Raw genomic sequence first — 17,430 nt, forward strand, 5'->3', positions numbered from 1 at the left:
CGCGCCCTTTTTCCAAGTTCCGTTTCGCTCTCGCCGGTCGGCGTCAGCCCTCGTCCGAGGGACCATCGTTTCCGGAGGGCGCATCGTCCTGCGGTCCGTCGCCGGCAGTGTCGCCATCAGCGGTTCCGCCCTCGGCCGGTGTGCCGCCGGTCTCGCCGTCGACGCCCGGAAGGTCCTCGACATCCGCCTCGCCACTCTCGTCGGAAACACGCTCGACGGAGACGACTTCCTCGCCCTCGGCCGTGTTGAAGACGGTAACGCCCTGGGTGGCGCGTCCGGCGATGCGGATCCCGTCCACCGGGCAGCGGATCAGCTGGCCGCCATTGGTCACCAGCATGATCTGGTCGTTGTCCTCCACCGGGAAGGAGGCGACCAGCGGCCCGTTGCGCTTGGTCACGGCCATCGCGGTGATGCCCTTGCCGCCGCGCCCTGTCACCCGGTATTCAAACGAAGAAGACCGCTTGCCGTAGCCGTTTTCCGAAACCGTCAGGATGACCTGCTCGGCCGCGCTCATCGCGGCGTAGCGCTCCTGGCTCAGTTCCCCGGCCGGGACCGCTTCGTCATCGCCGCCCGTCTCGGTCCCGTTCTCGCCGTTGGCATCGTCCGCCTCGCCGCGCATCAGGCGGCGCCAGCGCAGATAGGCCGCACGCTCTTCCGCCGTGCAGTCGAAGTGGCGCAGGATCGACATCGAGATGACCTCGTCCCCCGCAGCCAGCGCGACACCGCGCACGCCGACGGAATTGCGCCCGGCGAAGACACGCACGCTCGTCACCGGGAAGCGGATGCACTGCCCCAGAGAGGTGGTCAGGTGCACATCGTCATGTTCGGTGCAGGTGAAGACGCCGACAATCCCGTCGCCGTCCTCCAGCTTCATCGCGATCTTGCCGTTCTTGTTGATCTGCGTGAAGTCGGAGAGCTTGTTGCGCCTCACGGTGCCGCGACGGGTCGCGAACATCACGTCGAGATTGCCCCAGGCCTCCTCGTCCTCCGGCAGCGGCATGATCGAGGTGATCTGCTCGCCCTGTTCCAGCGGCAGCATGTTGACCAGGGCCTTGCCGCGCGAGGTCGGTCCGCCCACCGGCAGGCGCCACACCTTCATCTTGTAGGCGATGCCGCGCGAGGAGAAGAACAGCACCGGCGTGTGCGTGTTGGCGACGAAGATGCGGGTGACGAAATCCTCGTCCTTGGTCGACATGCCGGAGCGGCCCTTGCCGCCGCGCCGCTGTGCCCGGTAGGTGTCGAGCGGCACGCGCTTGATGTAGCCGGCATGGCTGACGGTGACGACCATCTCCTCGCGCTGGATCAGATCCTCGTCCTCGAGGTCCGCGCCGCCGTCCATGATCTCGGTGCGCCGCGGCGTTGCGAACTCGTCGCGCACGGAGGTCAGCTCCTCGCGGATGATGTCGAGGATGCGCGCGCGAGAGCGCAGGATTTCCAGGTAGTCGCGGATTTCCTCGCCGATCTTGTTGAGTTCGTCGGCGATTTCGTCCCGGCCAAGTGCCGTCAGGCGCTGCAGGCGCAGGTCGAGAATGGCGCGCGCCTGCTCCTCGGAGAGGCGGTAGGTGCCGTCCTCGCCGACCATGTGGCGCGGGTCGTCGATCAGCCGGATCAGCGGCTCCACGTCCCGTGCCGGCCAGTGGCGCTCCATCAACTGGCCGCGGGCCGTCGCCGGGTCCGGCGCGGTGCGGATCAGCGCGATCACCTCGTCGATATTGGCGACCGCGATGGCGAGACCGACCAGCACATGGGCGCGGTCGCGTGCCTTCTTCAAAAGGAAGCGCGTGCGCCGGCCGATCACCTCCTCGCGGAAGGCGATGAAGGCGCTCAGCATGTCCTTCAGGCCGAGCTGCTCGGGCCGTCCGCCGTTCAGCGCCACCATGTTGGCGCCGAAGGTCGATTGCAGCGCCGAGTAGCGGTAGAGCTGGTTGAGCACCACGTCGGCGACCGCGTCGCGCTTCAGCTCGATCACCACCCGCATGCCGGAGCGATCGGACTCGTCGCGAATGTCGGAAATGCCCTCCAGCCGCTTCTCGCGCACATGCTCGGCGATCTTCTCGATCATCGAGGCCTTGTTCACCTGGTAGGGGATCTCGGTGATGATGATGGCGTAGCGGTCCTTGCGGATCTCCTCCACCTCGGCCCGGCCGCGCATGACGATGGAGCCGCGCGCCACCTCGTAGGCGGAGCGGATGCCGGAACGGCCGAGGATGATGCCGCCGGTGGGGAAATCCGGGCCCGGCACGATCTCCATCAGCTCGGCCGTGGTCATCGCCGGATTGTCCATCAGCGCGATGGCCGCGTCGATCACTTCGCCGAGATTGTGCGGCGGGATGTTGGTCGCCATGCCGACGGCGATGCCGCCGGCGCCATTGACCAGAAGGTTCGGGAACTTTGCCGGCAGGACGACCGGCTCGCTCTCGGAATTGTCGTAGTTGTCCTGGAAGTTGACCGTGTCCTTGTCGATGTCGGCAAGAAGGCTGTGGGCCACCTTCTCCAGGCGCACCTCTGTGTAACGCATGGCGGCGGCGGGGTCGCCGTCGACCGAGCCGAAATTGCCCTGGCCGTCGATCAGCGGCAGCCGCAGCGAGAAGTCCTGCGCCATGCGCACCAGGGCGTCGTAGATCGCGCTGTCGCCATGCGGGTGATATTTACCCATCACGTCGCCGACGACGCGGGACGACTTCTTGTAGGCCTTGTTCCAGTCGTAGCCGCTCTCGTGCATCGCATAGAGAATGCGCCGATGCACCGGCTTCAACCCGTCGCGCACGTCCGGCAGGGCGCGGCTGACGATCACGCTCATCGCGTAGTCGAGATAGCTGCGCTTCATCTCGTCGGTAATGGAAATCGGCCGGATGTCGGACGGCAGGCCGCCCGACGGAGCGTTCGTGTCCCGATCTGTCAAGGGATCTCTCGCACTTGTTGAATCTGAACCCGTCTTATAGACGATTCCGCGTTCACATCCAAATTATGACACCAGTTTGGAGGGCAAAAAAATACAATTAAAACAATGCCTTGAATATATCCCTGGGGAAACTTGGGGAAGCGGGTGGCCGGCCATGCCCGACAGCGTGACTTTTCGTTGATATAAGGGGGCCAGCCGAGTCGTTTGGGGGGCTGCGAAATGGTGCCGGACTATCTCGTCAATGCCTTCGCGACGCTGTTCGTGACCATCGATCCGGTCGGGCTGGCGCCGATGTTCCTGGCCGTAACGGCCGGGGCCACGGCGCAGACGCGCAAGCGCATCGCGATCCGTGCCACGCTGATCGGCGGCGGCATTCTTTTTCTTTTCCTGTTTGCCGGCAAGGGCGTTCTCGGCGTGCTTGGCATCTCCGTGCCGGCCTTCCAGATCGCCGGCGGACTGCTGCTCCTGATCATCGCCATCGAGATGGTTTTCGAGAAGCGTAACCGGCGCAAGTCGGAGACGGCCGAGAAGGCCGTGGCCCATCAGGAAGAGCTGCATGACGTTGCCGTCTTTCCGCTGGCGATCCCGCTGATCGCGGGCCCGGCGGCGATCAGCGCGGTCATCCTCCTGTCGTCGCAGGCCGCCGACACGTTTTCGCTCGCCGGCCTTGTCGGCGTGATCCTGGTGATCATCGGCAGCTGTTTCGTCTCGTTCCTGCTCGCCGACCGGATAGAGCGGCTGATGGGCGACACCGCCGCCGTGGTGATCACCCGGCTTCTCGGCGTGCTTCTCGCCGCCCTGTCGATCCAGTTCATCGCCGATGGCGTGCGCGCCATGATCGCCGCCGGCTGAGCCGGATCTAGCGCGGCAGCTCCACGCTTACGCGCCGGCCGCCGAACCCGTGCACGCTGTCGCGCGCCCGGATCTCGACGCTGCGTGTCGCGTCCGGGATCGCCACCCCGCCGAGTGCGCGCGTGAAGGGCTGTTCCTCCACATGCGGATGGGCCAGCACCCGCTCGCCGAGCACCGTGCCGTCCGGCGCCAGCACCTGCCAAAGATCGGCATAGTGCTCCCAGCCTTCGTCCTCATGCGCCACCGTCACCTCGAACCGCCACGTGCCGTCGGCCGCCTGTTCGGCCCTTGCGGCGAGCACGTCGGCCTCGCCGGCCTGCGCCGCAGAGACCGAAATCCAGATGCCCGCCGCCGCGAAACCGGCAAGGAGAGGGCGGATTGCAGGGCCTGTCATCGTCATGTCTCCTCCTGCGGGGTGGTCTCAAAGCCGGCAATGCATACCGCTCGGAACGTCGATTTCCTGGCGCGGGAAGCGCACCGCCCCCTTCTGGAAGTCGACGATGAAGCCTCCATTCGCCCATCCCCAGGTGCCACTTCCGAAAAACTCGGAATAGGCATCACATGATTTTCCAAGGTAAATGGTTTCTGTCCCAGTGACGATTTCCGTCGCGGCTCCTTGTCCCTTGAAGCGAGAGATCGGGTTCACGGATTGAAGAACGGCACCGTTCTCGTTGTTTGAATATCTGTACTGATGGCCATCTGCCGAAAAATACAGGAGATCGCCTGCGAACGCAGGCGCCGCGAACGAAATAGCAATAGCGCTCCAAAGATTTTTCACGGTACTGCCTTTCAATTCCGACTGTTCATTGCATGATATTTGCCGATGAGAGGCAGAGCCTGCAAAAGCGACCTGTATCCGACATGCCCCGGTGCCCACCAGGCGGAGAGACGTCCACGCGACGGGGAGCCCGCGCCCGCCGTGTCATCGTCATGTCTTCTCCTGCGGGTTGATCTTCCGGGGCTGGACGTCCTTCATTAGCGCCCGGCGCGGGAACTTGCGAGTCACGCCGTTTCACGTCCGCGCGTTCCTCGAACGTATCGGCAGGCACAGCACAGGAGGAAGCCCGCATGGCGGCGACCGGTTCGAAGAAAGTCATCTATGCCGCTCTGGTCGGCAATGCGCTCATCGCCGTCACCAAGTTCTTTGCCGCCGCCTATACGGGCTCCTCGGCGATGCTGTCGGAAGGCATTCACTCGCTGGTCGACACGGGCAACCAGGGTCTCCTCCTGTACGGGTTGAAGAAATCCTCGCAGCCTGCTGATGAAAAACATCCTTTCGGTTATGGTGTGGAGCTCTATTTCTGGGCTTTCGTGGTCGCCATCCTGATCTTCGCCGTCGGCTCGGGCATCTCCATCTACGAGGGGGTGCAGAAGATCCTGCATCCGCATCCGATCTCCTCTCCGATCATCGCCTATGTCGTGCTCGGGCTCGCCATCGTCTTCGAATCCGTTGCCTGGTGGATCGCCTACAAGGAGTTCAACCGCTCGCGCGGCCGGCGCGGCGTGCTGCAGGCCGTGCGCGAAAGCAAGGACCCGGCCGTCTTCACCGTGCTGTTCGAGGACACCGCCGCCATGGCCGGCCTCCTCGTGGCGCTGATCGGCCTGGCCTGTGTGCAGATATTCGATCTTCCCTGGCTGGACGGGGCCGCCTCCGTCGCCATCGGCCTGATCCTGGCGGCGACCGCCGCCTTCCTTGCCTACGAGACCAAGGGGCTGATCGTGGGAGAGGGGGCCGATCCGGAAGTCGTGGAGACCATCCGCGCGCTTGTCGAGGCGACGCCGACCGTCGATCGCATGAACGAGATCCGCACCCTGCATCGCGGCCCGCAGGACGTTCTGCTCGCCCTGTCGATCGATTTCGAGAACAACCTCACCGCCGGCAAGGTGGAGGAGGCGATCCACGCGCTGGAGATCGGCATCAAGGACCGGTTCCCGATCGTCCGCCGGGTCTTCATCGAGGTGCAGGCCAGCCATCACCATGACGAGATGCTGGCGGCTGAACGGAGCGCGCTCGCCGGCGGCCCGGACGGGGCGTGAGTGGGAGAGCGAACGGAGGAGCTGATGGGGGCGGGGAGGGTTGAGCGCCGCCCGGCTCGGACCCCTGGCGGGATTTGCGGTCCCTGAAGCGCCCTTGCCCCTGAAGCCCCCTGGCCCCTGAAGCGCCCTGGCCCCTGAAACGGCAAAGGCGACGCCTGCGTCTCGCAGGGCGTCGCCTTTTGCAGTCATGTCTTGCGGCCGGATCGTTTCCCGCGATCCGTCTTACGAGTTGGCGGGAACGCGCTCCAGGACGGATGTGTTGGCGGCCGGCTGACGGGCCTCGAAGGTTTCGAACCGCACCTGGCGCGTGCTGCCATTGCCGCTGATCGCCGCGACACAGGCCGGCGACCAGTTGCCCCAGCTTTCGCCGTTGCATGCGCCCGGCAGTGCGGAGGCGATGCGGTCGGTCTTGGCGGCCACGACCGGAGCCTCGACAGCGCTGGCGGAAGCGGTGCGGATCGAGTGGGCGATGCTCACCATGCCTCCGAAGACTGCAAGGGCTGCGACGGTGGCGATGGCCAGGTCGCGGATGCGGTGGGTATGCTGTTCGTGCTCGTCATAAATGAAGGTCATTGTCGTCACGTCCCTGCTGGTTACCGTCTTTTGATGGGGCCAGAATGCCCCGGGACCGGCAAGGAAACCGTGACCTGCGTCACGATCCGGCGGATTGGGACGAACGTGCCGGTTCGGCCGCGAGCGTGGGCATCGGCGCCGCTTCGGAAGCCGGGCCTCCGCTGAAGCAGTCCGGGTCCTCCTCGCGGAAAATAATGCCCTCGCATGCGGGCTCGATGGTCGAGGCGATGGCGCGGGACTGCGTCATCGCCGGTTGCTGCTCGAGCGCCTCGACGGAGGCTTCCACGTCCGAGAAGGCGACGCCGAGACTGAGCGTGGTGGCGAACACGGCGATGCCGGCGCCCCACATGGCTATCGGTAGCGACAGCTGATGAATTTTGTGAATCGTCATCATGAGCGTCATATGGGCGCTTTTGGAGCCCACGGCAATATCCCCCCGCTTCAGAAAAGCGTGAACGGAGAGTACAGGTTTCGTGAACGGTTTCAGGGAGTTAAATGATAGCCGGGCACAAATAAACATGGCTGCCATGCGCTCTTTGCATGGCATCGGCCCAAGTCTGCGCCAGTCCCCCGGCTGAACCCGATATCCCGCATATGGTGCGTATCCGGCTTTTCTTCAATCGCGCCGCCAGGTGGCAATGCACATTCGCTCGCGCCGTCCGGGAAACAATGAAACGTCCGCTGGCTGGCGCCGCGACGGCAAATGCCGGTCACCTTCGCGTGAACGGCCCCCGGCCTTCAAGGATCGGGCCCGCCCGACGACCGGCAATCGGGTCGACGCCGGCCCTGGCCGGCAAAGGGGAAAGGAAGAGAAGGGGAAGAACCTGGAGGATCGCAGGCGGAAACCGTGGATCGGCCGCGGTCGATGCGCGCTGCACAAAAACATGACGGCGGGCCGGGGAACCCGCCGTCACGCTGTCTAGAGGTCCGAGGTCAGGTTTTTCGGATCACTCTGAAACGCGCATGCGCCGAAGCACCGTCGTTGTGCCTTCCGTCGAAGCGACGGTTGCATAGACGGGACCGGAGTTTGGCACCAGCGCGCGGGCAAGCTCGTCGCAACTCTTGGTGTCGGAGACGGTGGACGTGCCGCAGGCGACCTGCACCACCCTGGACAGGCGGTCGCCCTTCTTGGCTGCAATACTGTCCGTCGGCTGCAGGACAAAGCCGGCTGCCGCGACGACGATGGCTGCGGCGGCGAGGCCGCCAAGGCCCAAAGCTGCAATGCCACGCATGGACGCCTCCTTATGCTTATTGGCAACAGTCTAGCAGAAAACGCGGCATTGAGAAATAAGTTCCATCCCAGCGTCATTTTCGCAACACAGGTTCAATCCGGTGCTTGTCTAGCCGCGGCGGCCTCTGTACACACACGGAATGACTCGCACAGCGCTCTATCCGGGCTCCTTCGACCCGGTCACCAACGGCCATATCGACATCCTGCGACACGCGCTCGATCTTGCCGATCGCGTCGTGGTGGCGATCGGCGTTCATCCCGGCAAGGTGCCGATGTTCTCCTTCGAGGAGCGCGTCGCGATGATCGGCGAGGTCGCCCGCGCGGCCTTCGGCGCCGATGACGCGGCCCGCCTCGAGGTCATAGCCTTCGACGACCTTGTCATCGAGACGGCCCGCCGCCAGGGCGCCGCCTTCCTGGTGCGGGGCCTGCGCGACGGCACCGATCTCGATTACGAGATGCAGATGGCCGGCATGAACCGCTCGCTCGCGCCGGAGGTCCAGACGGTGTTCCTGCCGGCCTCGCCCGAGGTGCGTCACATCACCGCCACCTTGGTGCGGCAGATCGCGAAGATGGGGGGCGACGTCCGCCATTTCGTGCCGGCGCATGTCGCCGATTGCCTGGCCCGGCGCCTGGCCGAAAAATCCTGACACCGCTTCATCCGTTCCGGGAGCCCTTCGTGATGACCCGACTGCTTTCCATGATTTCCGCGCTCGCCCTTGTGGTGGCGTTCGCGCTGCCGGCCTCGCTCGGCACGGCCTCGGCGCAGCAGGCCGATGCCGAAAACACGCTCTATCTCGATCTCGAGGACGGCCGCGTCGTCATCCGGTTGCGCCCGGACCTGGCGCCCGTCCATGTCGAGCGCATCAAGACGCTGACCCGGCAGGGCTTTTACGACGGTATCGTCTTTCACCGGGTGATCGACGGCTTCATGGCCCAGACCGGCGATCCGACCGGCACCGGCATGGGCGGCTCCGAGCTGCCGGACCTCAAGGCGGAGTTTTCCGATGCGTCCTTCGCGCGCGGCACGCTCGGCATGGCCCGCTCGCAGAGCCCGAACAGCGCCAACTCGCAGTTTTTCATCATGTTCGCCGACGGCGACTGGCTGAACGGCCAGTACACGGTCTTCGGCGAGGTGGTCGAGGGCATGGAGTTCGTCGACGCGATCAAGCGCGGCGAGCCGGTCCAGGACCCGGACAAGATCGTCAGGCTGCAGGTTGCCGCCGACGCCAAGTGAACAGTGACGCAGGTGCGGCCCCGGGTGCGCCCGGGCCGCGCCGCCCACCACCGAACAAGGAGACGCTCAGGTGGCTGACTACAAGGACGCAGAAAACACCCTGGTGATGGAGACGACCCAGGGTGAGGTTGTCATCGAGATGCGGCCGGATCTGGCCCCGGGCCATGTCGCCCGCATCAAGGAACTGGCGCGCGACGGCTTTTACGACGGTATCGTCTTCCACCGCGTGATCGAGGGCTTCATGGCCCAGACCGGCTGCCCCAAGGGCACCGGCACCGGCGGCTCGGGCAAGAAGCTTCCGGCCGAATTCAACGCCGGCAAGCACCTGCGCGGCACCTGCTCGATGGCGCGCGCCCAGGATCCGAATTCCGGCGACAGCCAGTTCTTCATCTGCTTCGACAACGCCTCCTTCCTCGACGGCCAGTACACCGTCTGGGGTCAGGTCCTGTCGGGCATGGAGAACGTCGACAAGATCAAGCGCGGCGAGCCGGTGGTCAACCCGGACAAGATCGTCTCGCTGAAGGTCGCCGCCGACCTCGCCTGATTGGCGGCCGGTTCCGGCCTGCCTGCAACTGAACACGAAAAACCCGCAGTCGCTGTTCGCGGCTGCGGGTTTTTCGTTTCGGCTCACACCCGCCCGCAAGCGGGCGGAATCTCAGGAACCTCAGGCGCGTTCGGTGGTCACCCCGAGCCGCTTGTCGAGATAGGAGCCGCATTCGCCCATCAGCTCGTCCATGTGGTTCTCGAAGAAGTGGTTGGCGCCGGGAATGATCTTGTGATCGATCACGATGCCCTTTTGCGTCTTCAGCTTGTCGACCAGCGTCTGCACGTCCTTGTTCGGCACCACCTTGTCGGCATCGCCGTGGATGATCAGGCCGGAGGAGGGGCAGGGCGCCAGGAACGAGAAGTCATGCAGGTTGGCCGGCGGTGCGGCCGAGATGAAGCCTTCCACTTCCGGGCGGCGCATCAAGAGCTGCATGCCGATCCAGGCGCCGAAGGAAAAGCCGGCGATCCAGCACGAGCGCGCGTCCGGATGAACGGTCTGCACCCAGTCGAGCGCGGCCGCCGCGTCGGAGAGCTCCCCCTGGCCATGGTCGAACGAGCCCTGGCTGCGTCCAACGCCGCGGAAGTTGAAGCGCAGAACCGCGAAGCCGCGCTTCGCGAACATGTAGTAGAGCTGATAGACGATCTGGTTGTTCATCGTCCCGCCGAACTGCGGGTGCAGATGCAGGATCAACGCAATCGGCGCCGTTCGCGATTTCGCCGGCTGAAAGCGGCCTTCGATCCGGCCGGCCGGACCGTTGAAAATCACTTCAGGCATGGACCACCTCGTTCATGGGGCTCGTATTCCTTGTTTTCTGGCCTCGTGATCCGGGCGGCGCGCGTCGCGAAAACTCAGGGTTGCCACCTGGCTCCGGCTTGACTCGGATGCCCCTGGTTCCTACAACTTCTTTAGAATCGTTCGAAAGTTGACGGCTCGCGCCGGGCTTCCTTCGGTTCAGGTGGGCGGTCTGTCGGATCAGCCTGTCCGGCCAGCGTGGTATATAGGCATGTCTTAAACCGATCTCCACGCGGAATTGCAAGGATTGCATCGCACAAGAGGGAAGCCGGGCGCGGTTTTCATGAATGGGCCCGGCATTTCCGGGTTCCGGCGGGAATGGCACGTTTGACGATGACGGATGCAGGCAGGATCTATCTCGATCACAATGCGGGGGCGCCGCTGCGCCCGCGCGTGGCCGGGCTTGTCTGCGAGGTGCTGACGCGCACCGGCAATCCGTCCTCCGTCCATGGCGAGGGCCGCGCCGCGCGCGCTCTCGTCGAGACGGCCCGCGCCCAGGTGGCGCGGCTCTGCGGCGTGCCCGCATCCCATGTCGCCTTCACCTCCGGCGCGACCGAGGCCAATGTCACGGCCTTGTCGCCTGTCTGGAAGGCGGGCAGGGGAGAGCGCCGGTTCACGCACCTGCTCACCTGTGACACCGAGCATCCGTCCGTGATCGCCGGCGGCCGTTTTCCCGCTGCTGCGCGCGAGCTTCTGCCGGTCGATGCCGGCGGCATTGTCGATGTCGCCGTGCTCGCCGCAAGAGTTCAGGCGCTGTCGGAGGCCGGCGAGATGCCGCTGGTCGCGATCCAGGCCGCCAACAGCGAAACCGGCGTGCTGCAGCCACTCGCCGAAATCGCCCGGGTGCTTGACGGCACCGGCGCGATCCTTCATGTCGACGCGGTGCAGGCGGCCGGCCGCATCGGGATCGACATGGCCGGCTGGGGCGCGCACAGCCTTGCCCTTTCGGCCCACAAGATCGGCGGACCGCAAGGGGCGGGCGCCCTCGTCCTGCGCGATGCGGGCCTGCGTCCGGCACCGCTTCTGACTGGCGGCGGCCAGGAAAACTGGAACCGCGCCGGCACCGAAAACGTCGCCGCCATCGCCGGTTTCGGCCTTGCCGCCGATCTGGCCTTGGCGGAAACCGGCGGCTGGGGCGAAATTGCCGCGTTTCGGGATGGTCTGGAACGTGCGCTTTGCCATATATGGAGCGACACCGTCGTCTTTGGGGCCGGCGTGCCGCGCCTGGCCAACACCTGCTGCTTCGCCGTTCCCGGCGTTTCGGCGGAGACCGCGCTGATCGCCCTCGACCTTGCGGGCATCGCCGTGTCCTCGGGTTCCGCCTGTTCCAGCGGCAAGGTCGGCGTCTCGCCGGTGCTTCTCGCCATGGGCGTTTCGGCGGATCTGGCGCGCGGCGCCATCAGGGTCAGCCTCGGCCGCGACAGCGGCGAAGGGGAAATTGAAGGCTTTCTTGCCGCCTGGCGGCAGATTTCGGGACGGATCAGGCAGGCAGGCGCGGGACGCGCCGCCTGAGGGTCCGACCCATCACGACCGGATGCGGCGGCATTGCCGCGTCCTTACATAGTGCGACAACCCGCGGTCCTTGACACCGCAGTGGATGGAGACACGCATGCCTGCAGTTCAGGAAACGATCGACCGCGTCCGGTCGATCGATGTGGATCAGTACAAGTACGGCTTCTTCACGGACATCGAGTCCGACAAGGCGCCCAAGGGCCTCAACGAGGACATCATCCGCTTCATCTCGGCCAAGAAGGACGAGCCGGAATGGATGCTGGAATGGCGGCTTGACGCGTATCGCCGCTGGCTGACGATGAGCGAGCCGACCTGGGCCCGCGTCAGCTATCCGAAGATCGACTTCAACGACATCTACTACTACTCCGCGCCGAAATCGGCGCCGGGGCCGAAGAGCCTCGACGAGGTCGACCCGGAGCTTCTCGCCACCTACGAGAAGCTCGGCATCCCCTTGCGCGAGCAGGAGATCCTGGCCGGTGTCGAGCCGAAGAACCGCGTCGCCGTCGATGCCGTCTTCGACAGCGTCTCGGTGGTCACCACCTTCAAGAAGGAACTCGCCGCCGCCGGCGTCATCTTCTGCTCGATCTCCGAGGCGATGCGCGAGCATCCCGAACTGGTGAAGAAGTACCTGGGCACCGTCGTTCCGGTCACCGACAACTACTACGCGACGCTGAACTCGGCGGTCTTCACCGACGGATCCTTCGTCTACGTGCCCGAGGGCGTGCGCTGCCCGATGGAGCTCTCGACCTATTTCCGCATCAACGAGAAGAACACCGGCCAGTTCGAGCGCACGCTGATCATCGCCGAGAAGGGCGCTTACGTCTCCTATCTGGAGGGCTGCACGGCGCCGCAGCGCGATGAGAACCAGCTGCACGCGGCCGTGGTCGAGCTGATCGCGCTCGACGATGCGGAGATCAAGTACTCCACCGTCCAGAACTGGTTCCCGGGCGACAGCGAGGGCAAGGGCGGCATCTACAACTTCGTCACCAAGCGCGGCGACTGCCGGGGCAGGAATTCCAAGATCTCCTGGACCCAGGTCGAGACCGGTTCGGCGATCACCTGGAAATACCCGTCCTGCATCCTGCGCGGCGACAATTCGCGCGGCGAGTTTTACTCGATCGCCGTGTCCAACGGCCGCCAGCAGATCGACAGCGGCACCAAGATGATCCATCTGGGCAAGAACACGTCGAGCCGGATCATCTCCAAGGGCATTTCGGCGGGCAAGTCCGAGAACACCTATCGCGGCCTCGTCTCGGCGCATCGCAAGGCCTCCAACGCGCGCAACTTCACCCAGTGCGACAGCCTGCTGATCGGCCAGGACTGCGGCGCCCACACGGTTCCCTATATCGAATCGAAGAATTCGACCGCCGTGTTCGAGCACGAGGCGACCACCTCGAAGATCTCCGACGACCAGATGTTCTACTGCCAGCAGCGCGGCCTTAGCGACGAGGAAGCGGTGGCGCTGATCGTCAACGGCTTCGTCAAGGACGTCATCCAGCAGCTGCCGATGGAGTTCGCGGTCGAGGCCCAGAAGCTGATCTCGATCAGCCTGGAGGGGAGCGTTGGATGACGGTCAAACGGGTCTGGCACGGATGGACGACACCTGAGAACGCCGACACCTATGAGAAGCTGCTGCGCGAAGAGGTGTCCGTGGGCATCGAGGCGATGCAGATCTCCGGGCTTCGGCGCTTCGAGATGATGCGGCGTCCCCTGGCTGATGAGGTTGAATTCGTGACGATCATGGAATTCGACGACATCGATGCGATCAAGGCCTTCGTCGGGGACGACTACGAGAAATGTTACGTCCCGCCTGCTGCGAGAGCTGTCTTGAAACGGTTTGACGAGCTTTCCGCCCATTACGAGTTGCTGGAAGCACGTACCTATTGAACGGAAGATATCATGCTTGAGATCAAGAACCTGCACGCCCGCATCGCCGATGACGGCACCGAGATCCTGCGCGGCATCGACCTTGTGGTGAAGCCGGGCGAAGTGCACGCCATCATGGGCCCGAACGGATCCGGCAAGTCGACGCTCTCCTACATCCTCGCCGGCAAGACCGATTACGAGGTCACCGAGGGCGACATTCTCTATAATGGCGAGAGCCTCTTGGAGCTGTCGCCGGACGAGCGCGCCGCCGCCGGCCTCTTCCTCGCCTTCCAGTACCCGATCGAGATCCCGGGCGTGGCGACCATGACCTTCCTCAAGACCGCGCTCAACGCGCAGCGCAAGGCGCGCGGCGAGGGCGAGCTTTCGACGCCCGACTTCATGAAGCGCGTCAAGGACAAGGCTGCGAAGCTCCAGATCACCATGGACATGCTGAAGCGCCCGCTCAATGTCGGCTTCTCCGGCGGCGAGAAGAAGCGCTCGGAAATCCTCCAGATGGCGCTGCTCGAGCCTTCGCTCTGCGTTCTCGACGAGACCGATTCCGGCCTCGACATCGATGCGCTGAAGGTCGTTTCGGACGGCGTCAACGCGCTGCGTTCGCCCGAGCGCGCCTTCGTCGTCATCACCCACTACCAGCGCCTGCTCGACCACATCGTGCCGGACGTCGTCCACGTCCTGTCGAAGGGCCGCATCGTCAAGACCGGCGACAAGGACCTGGCGCTCGAGCTCGAGAAGAACGGCTATGCCGACTTCGTCGACGCGGCCGCGTGAACAAGCGGGGACCCGACATGACCATCGAACCGCGCGCGCTTGAAACCCGCGCCGAAACCGAACTGACGGAAGCCTGGTACAAGGAGCGCGACGCGCTCCCGGGCAACGAGGCCGTCGCCGGCCGCCGCAAGGCCGCCTTCGACGCCTTCCGCCAGACCGGCCTGCCGCATCGCCGCGTCGAGGAATGGAAGTATTCCGACCTGCGCAACCGGCTGAAGAGCGTCGCACCCTTCGCCGCGCGCCGGGACGAGGCGGATGCCAAATCCGTTCTGGCCGGGCTCGACAACGTCTATGGCGACGTCGACCGCCACCGGCTGGTGATCGTCGACGGCCACTTCCATGCGGGCCTTTCCGACATGGCCGCGCTGGCCGCCGACGGCGCCCTGGCGCGTCCGCTCGCCGAGGCGCTGGCCGAGGCCGGCGAGACGCTGATGGACCTTCCGGCGATCGCCACCAAGGACGCCGCCATCGGCCTCAACGCCATCTTCTGCGCCGACGGGCTGGAGCTGGTCGTTCCCGCCGGAGTGACCCTGTCGAAGCCGGTCGAGATCGTCCATGCGCTCGGACAGGCCGCGGCCAGCACCGCCGAGCGGGTCGTGATCCGGGCCGGGGAAGGCGCCGAGGCCATCGTCCTGGAGACGTTCCTGGGCGGCACCGATGGCACCTTCTCCAACACGCTGACCGACATTCGCGCCGAAGACGGGGCCAAGCTCACCGTGGCCCGCCTGCAGGCGGAGGCCGCCGGCACCACCCATGTCGGCACCGCCGTCGTCACCCTTGGCGCCAGGACCGCCGTCAAGGTGATCGGGGCGGGCATCGGATCGGGCTTTGCCCGTCACCAGGCCTTCGTCTCCTTCACCGGCGAGCACGCCCGTGCCGACCTTCTTGGCATCACCATGGTGCGCAAGGGCCAGCATGTCGACCAGACGCTGGTGATCGACCATGCGGTGCCCAATTGCGACAGCCGGGAGCTGTTCAAGACGGTTGTCGACGACGGCGCCAAGGGCATCTTCCAGGGCAAGATCATCGTCCGCCCGCACGCGCAGAAGACCGACGGCCAGATGATGACCCAGTCGCTTCTCCTGTCGGAAGACGCGGAGATGGCGCTGAAGCCGGAGCTGGAGATTTTCGCCGACGACGTCCAGTGCGCCCATGGCGCGACCAGCGGCGAGATCGACGAGGACCTCCTGTTCTATCTCCGCGCGCGCGGCATTCCGGAAAAGGAAGCCCGCACCCTGCTGGTGCTCGCCTTCCTCGCCGAGGCTGTCGAGGAAATCGGCGAGGAGGTCATTGTCGAGGCATTCGAGGCGCGTATCCGCGACTGGCTCGACCAGGCCGCCTGATCTTGTGCCCGGAAACGGGCCAAACTTCCCTCCGGAAGGGGACCGACATGACGCTGACCGCCAATCCCGATACGCTCGCCGCGCCCTATGACGTGGCGGCCGTGCGCCGCGACTTTCCGATCCTGTCGCGCGAAGTCTACGGCAAGCCGCTCGTCTATCTGGACAATGGCGCGTCGGCGCAAAAACCGCAGGCAGTGATCGACGCGGTGACGAAGGCCTATTCCCACGAATACGCCAATGTCCATCGCGGCCTGCACTATCTGTCGAACACCGCCACGGACAATTTCGAGGCGGCGCGCGAGACCGTGCGCCGCTTCCTCAATGCGCCGTCCGTCGACGAGGTGATCTTCACCCGTTCCACGACCGAGGCGATCAACCTCGTCTCCCAGACCTTTGGCGCGGAGCGGATCGGGGAGGGCGACGAGATCGTGCTCTCGATCATGGAGCACCACTCCAACATCGTGCCCTGGCACTTCCTGCGGGAACGGCAGGGCGCCGTGCTGAAATGGGTCCCTGTGCGCGAGGACGGCTCCTTCGACCTGGAGGCCTTCGAGGCGGCCCTGTCGCCGCGGACGAAGCTCGTCGCCATCACCCACATGTCCAACGTGCTCGGCACCGTCGTGCCGATCCGCGAGCTGTGCCAGATCGCCCATGCGCGCGGCATTCCGGTGCTGGTCGACGGCAGCCAGTCGGCCGTGCACATGCCTGTCGACGTGCAGGATCTGGGCTGCGACTTCTTCGTCTTCACCGGCCACAAGGTCTATGGGCCCTCCGGCATCGGCGCGTTGTGGGGCAAGATGGAGCATCTGGAGCGGATGCGCCCGTTCAACGGCGGCGGCGAGATGATCCTCGATGTCACCGAGGACAACGTCACCTACAACAGCCCGCCGCACCGGTTCGAGGCCGGCACCCCGCCCATCGTCCAGGCGATCGGCCTTGCCGCTGCGCTCGACTACATGGACGGCATCGGCCGCGACAGGATCGCGGCGCACGAGGCGGCCTTGCGCGACTACGCGCATCGGCAGCTGAAGCAGATCAACTCGATCCGCATCTTCGGCGAGGCCCCCGGCAAGGGCGCCATCGTCGCGTTCGAGATGAAGGGCGTGCATGCGCACGACGTGTCGACGATCATCGACCGCGAGGGCGTTGCGGTGCGCGCCGGCACCCATTGCGCGCAGCCCCTGCTCGCACGATATGGTGTAACATCGACATGCCGCGCCAGTTTCGGCCTGTACAACACGGTCGACGAGGTCGACCGTCTGGTCGAGGCGCTGCAAAAGGCCCACGACTTTTTCGCATGAGGGCGAGATGAGCGAACAGACGACACTGCCGGCGGACACGGTCGCCGAGGAGCTGCAGGCCGAGATCGGGGCGGCCGGCTCGGCCTTTACCGAGGACGAGCTGAAGAGCCTCACCGAGGATATCGTCGGGGCGCTGAAGACGGTCTACGACCCGGAAATTCCCTGCGACATCTACGAGCTCGGCCTGATCTACAAGGTCGATATCGAGGACGACCGCTCGGTCAAGATCGACATGACGCTGACCGCGCCGGGCTGCCCGGTTGCCGGCGAGATGCCGGGCTGGGTCGAGAACGCGGTCGCGTCCGTCTCCGGCATCGGCCATGTCGACGTGCAGATGGTGTTCGATCCGCCGTGGACGCCGGAGCGCATGTCGGAAGAGGCGAAGGTCGCGCTCAACTGGTACTGAGCCGGTCTTGACCCTATATTACGGGTAACGATATGCCGCCGCGCG

19 protein-coding genes are annotated in these 17,430 nt (G+C 65.2%); 12 read left to right on the top strand and 7 right to left on the bottom strand.

Going from position 1 to position 17,430, the window contains the following annotated elements; genetic code table 11:
• Positions 1-43: 43 nt before the first annotated feature.
• Complete coding sequence (gyrA, locus tag ACQY46_RS14615; protein ID WP_428700495.1) at positions 44-2,827, bottom strand: DNA gyrase subunit A; 2,784 nt, start codon at positions 2,825-2,827, stop codon at positions 44-46.
• A gap of 294 nt (positions 2,828-3,121) precedes the next feature.
• Here gyrA and ACQY46_RS14620 point away from each other — a divergent pair, with 294 nt between their 5' ends.
• Positions 3,122-3,754, top strand: coding sequence for a MarC family protein (locus ACQY46_RS14620; RefSeq protein ID WP_428696764.1), 633 nt, complete (start codon positions 3,122-3,124; stop codon positions 3,752-3,754).
• A 7-nt stretch (positions 3,755-3,761) separates the two neighbouring features.
• Here ACQY46_RS14620 and ACQY46_RS14625 read toward each other — a convergent pair whose 3' ends face one another.
• Together ACQY46_RS14625 and ACQY46_RS14630 are read right to left on the bottom strand one after the other, a co-directional pair.
• Positions 3,762-4,148, bottom strand: a complete 387-nt coding sequence (locus ACQY46_RS14625) for a hypothetical protein (RefSeq protein ID WP_428696765.1) — start codon at positions 4,146-4,148, stop codon at positions 3,762-3,764.
• Between the two features lie 27 nt (positions 4,149-4,175).
• Entirely contained in the window at positions 4,176-4,547 is a 372-nt protein-coding gene (locus tag ACQY46_RS14630) for a hypothetical protein (RefSeq protein WP_428696766.1), read from the bottom strand.
• Between the two features lie 275 nt (positions 4,548-4,822).
• Between ACQY46_RS14630 and ACQY46_RS14635 the strand changes: the two genes are divergently transcribed.
• Positions 4,823-5,791 (top strand): cation diffusion facilitator family transporter, encoded by a 969-nt coding sequence (locus ACQY46_RS14635; protein ID WP_428696767.1) that lies wholly within the window; start codon positions 4,823-4,825, stop codon positions 5,789-5,791.
• Between the two features lie 222 nt (positions 5,792-6,013).
• Here the strand turns inward: ACQY46_RS14635 and ACQY46_RS14640 are convergent, their stop codons facing one another.
• The 3 genes from ACQY46_RS14640 to ACQY46_RS14650 all read right to left on the bottom strand — a co-directional run bounded on the left by ACQY46_RS14640 (position 6,014) and on the right by ACQY46_RS14650 (position 7,596).
• A complete protein-coding gene (locus ACQY46_RS14640; protein ID WP_428696768.1) occupies positions 6,014-6,364 on the bottom strand; it encodes a hypothetical protein in 351 nt (116 codons plus the stop codon).
• Between the two features lie 79 nt (positions 6,365-6,443).
• Positions 6,444-6,893, bottom strand: a complete 450-nt coding sequence (locus ACQY46_RS14645; protein ID WP_428696769.1) for a hypothetical protein — start codon at positions 6,891-6,893, stop codon at positions 6,444-6,446.
• 418 nt (positions 6,894-7,311) lie between these two features.
• On the bottom strand, positions 7,312-7,596 hold the full coding sequence (locus ACQY46_RS14650) for a hypothetical protein (protein WP_428696770.1): 285 nt from the start codon (positions 7,594-7,596) through the stop codon (positions 7,312-7,314).
• 139 nt (positions 7,597-7,735) lie between these two features.
• Between ACQY46_RS14650 and coaD the strand changes: the two genes are divergently transcribed.
• The 3 genes from coaD to ACQY46_RS14665 all read left to right on the top strand — a co-directional run bounded on the left by coaD (position 7,736) and on the right by ACQY46_RS14665 (position 9,373).
• The gene (gene coaD / locus ACQY46_RS14655) at positions 7,736-8,242 is read left to right on the top strand and encodes a pantetheine-phosphate adenylyltransferase (RefSeq protein WP_428696771.1); all 507 of its coding nucleotides are present in this window, start codon (positions 7,736-7,738) and stop codon (positions 8,240-8,242) included.
• A gap of 32 nt (positions 8,243-8,274) precedes the next feature.
• On the top strand, positions 8,275-8,829 hold the full coding sequence (locus tag ACQY46_RS14660) for a peptidylprolyl isomerase (RefSeq protein WP_428696772.1): 555 nt from the start codon (positions 8,275-8,277) through the stop codon (positions 8,827-8,829).
• Positions 8,830-8,935: 106 nt separating this feature from the next.
• Positions 8,936-9,373: a peptidylprolyl isomerase gene (locus ACQY46_RS14665; RefSeq protein ID WP_428700496.1), complete on the top strand. Its 438-nt coding sequence runs from the start codon at positions 8,936-8,938 to the stop codon at positions 9,371-9,373.
• 120 nt (positions 9,374-9,493) lie between these two features.
• On the opposite strand, the gene ACQY46_RS14670 is transcribed toward ACQY46_RS14665, so the two are convergent.
• A complete protein-coding gene (locus ACQY46_RS14670; protein ID WP_428696773.1) occupies positions 9,494-10,150 on the bottom strand; it encodes an alpha/beta hydrolase in 657 nt (218 codons plus the stop codon).
• 336 nt (positions 10,151-10,486) lie between these two features.
• Here ACQY46_RS14670 and ACQY46_RS14675 point away from each other — a divergent pair, with 336 nt between their 5' ends.
• From ACQY46_RS14675 to ACQY46_RS14705, 7 genes are all read left to right on the top strand, one after another.
• The gene (locus ACQY46_RS14675) at positions 10,487-11,680 is read left to right on the top strand and encodes a cysteine desulfurase family protein (RefSeq protein ID WP_428696774.1); all 1,194 of its coding nucleotides are present in this window, start codon (positions 10,487-10,489) and stop codon (positions 11,678-11,680) included.
• 97 nt (positions 11,681-11,777) lie between these two features.
• Positions 11,778-13,250, top strand: a complete 1,473-nt coding sequence (gene sufB, locus ACQY46_RS14680; RefSeq protein ID WP_428696775.1) for a Fe-S cluster assembly protein SufB — start codon at positions 11,778-11,780, stop codon at positions 13,248-13,250.
• On the top strand, positions 13,247-13,567 hold the full coding sequence (locus ACQY46_RS14685; RefSeq protein ID WP_428696777.1) for an antibiotic biosynthesis monooxygenase: 321 nt from the start codon (positions 13,247-13,249) through the stop codon (positions 13,565-13,567). Before sufB ends, ACQY46_RS14685 begins: the two co-directional genes overlap by 4 nt.
• A gap of 12 nt (positions 13,568-13,579) precedes the next feature.
• Positions 13,580-14,335 carry a Fe-S cluster assembly ATPase SufC gene (gene sufC / locus ACQY46_RS14690; protein ID WP_306027515.1) on the top strand — a complete coding sequence of 252 codons (756 nt, stop codon included), beginning with the start codon at positions 13,580-13,582 and terminating at the stop codon, positions 14,333-14,335.
• 17 nt (positions 14,336-14,352) lie between these two features.
• On the top strand, positions 14,353-15,678 hold the full coding sequence (gene sufD, locus ACQY46_RS14695; protein WP_428696778.1) for a Fe-S cluster assembly protein SufD: 1,326 nt from the start codon (positions 14,353-14,355) through the stop codon (positions 15,676-15,678).
• A 47-nt stretch (positions 15,679-15,725) separates the two neighbouring features.
• Entirely contained in the window at positions 15,726-16,979 is a 1,254-nt protein-coding gene (locus tag ACQY46_RS14700) for a cysteine desulfurase (protein ID WP_428696779.1), read from the top strand.
• Between the two features lie 7 nt (positions 16,980-16,986).
• Positions 16,987-17,385 carry an SUF system Fe-S cluster assembly protein gene (locus tag ACQY46_RS14705; protein ID WP_428696780.1) on the top strand — a complete coding sequence of 133 codons (399 nt, stop codon included), beginning with the start codon at positions 16,987-16,989 and terminating at the stop codon, positions 17,383-17,385.
• Positions 17,386-17,430: the final 45 nt, after the last annotated feature.

This window comes from Stappia sp. (assembly GCF_965276915.1).
Classification (GTDB): domain Bacteria; phylum Pseudomonadota; class Alphaproteobacteria; order Rhizobiales; family Stappiaceae; genus Stappia.

Excerpts from the sequence above, each read along its gene's own strand:
- sufB (WP_428696775.1), top strand. The coding sequence starts at position 11,778 with ATGCCTGCAGTTCAGGAAACGATCGACCGCGTCCGGTCGATCGATGTG.
- ACQY46_RS14620 (WP_428696764.1), top strand. The coding sequence starts at position 3,122 with ATGGTGCCGGACTATCTCGTCAATGCCTTCGCGACGCTGTTCGTGACC.
- ACQY46_RS14675 (WP_428696774.1), top strand. The coding sequence starts at position 10,487 with ATGGCACGTTTGACGATGACGGATGCAGGCAGGATCTATCTCGATCAC.
- sufC (WP_306027515.1), top strand. The coding sequence starts at position 13,580 with ATGCTTGAGATCAAGAACCTGCACGCCCGCATCGCCGATGACGGCACC.
- ACQY46_RS14705 (WP_428696780.1), top strand. The coding sequence starts at position 16,987 with ATGAGCGAACAGACGACACTGCCGGCGGACACGGTCGCCGAGGAGCTG.
- sufD (WP_428696778.1), top strand. The coding sequence starts at position 14,353 with ATGACCATCGAACCGCGCGCGCTTGAAACCCGCGCCGAAACCGAACTG.
- ACQY46_RS14625 (WP_428696765.1), bottom strand. The coding sequence starts at position 4,148 with ATGACAGGCCCTGCAATCCGCCCTCTCCTTGCCGGTTTCGCGGCGGCG.
- ACQY46_RS14640 (WP_428696768.1), bottom strand. The coding sequence starts at position 6,364 with ATGACCTTCATTTATGACGAGCACGAACAGCATACCCACCGCATCCGC.
- ACQY46_RS14650 (WP_428696770.1), bottom strand. The coding sequence starts at position 7,596 with ATGCGTGGCATTGCAGCTTTGGGCCTTGGCGGCCTCGCCGCCGCAGCC.
- ACQY46_RS14660 (WP_428696772.1), top strand. The coding sequence starts at position 8,275 with ATGACCCGACTGCTTTCCATGATTTCCGCGCTCGCCCTTGTGGTGGCG.
- ACQY46_RS14665 (WP_428700496.1), top strand. The coding sequence starts at position 8,936 with ATGGAGACGACCCAGGGTGAGGTTGTCATCGAGATGCGGCCGGATCTG.
- ACQY46_RS14700 (WP_428696779.1), top strand. The coding sequence starts at position 15,726 with ATGACGCTGACCGCCAATCCCGATACGCTCGCCGCGCCCTATGACGTG.
- coaD (WP_428696771.1), top strand. The coding sequence starts at position 7,736 with ATGACTCGCACAGCGCTCTATCCGGGCTCCTTCGACCCGGTCACCAAC.
- gyrA (WP_428700495.1), bottom strand. The coding sequence starts at position 2,827 with ATGAAGCGCAGCTATCTCGACTACGCGATGAGCGTGATCGTCAGCCGC.
- ACQY46_RS14670 (WP_428696773.1), bottom strand. The coding sequence starts at position 10,150 with ATGCCTGAAGTGATTTTCAACGGTCCGGCCGGCCGGATCGAAGGCCGC.
- ACQY46_RS14685 (WP_428696777.1), top strand. The coding sequence starts at position 13,247 with ATGACGGTCAAACGGGTCTGGCACGGATGGACGACACCTGAGAACGCC.
- ACQY46_RS14635 (WP_428696767.1), top strand. The coding sequence starts at position 4,823 with ATGGCGGCGACCGGTTCGAAGAAAGTCATCTATGCCGCTCTGGTCGGC.
- ACQY46_RS14645 (WP_428696769.1), bottom strand. The coding sequence starts at position 6,893 with ATGGCAGCCATGTTTATTTGTGCCCGGCTATCATTTAACTCCCTGAAA.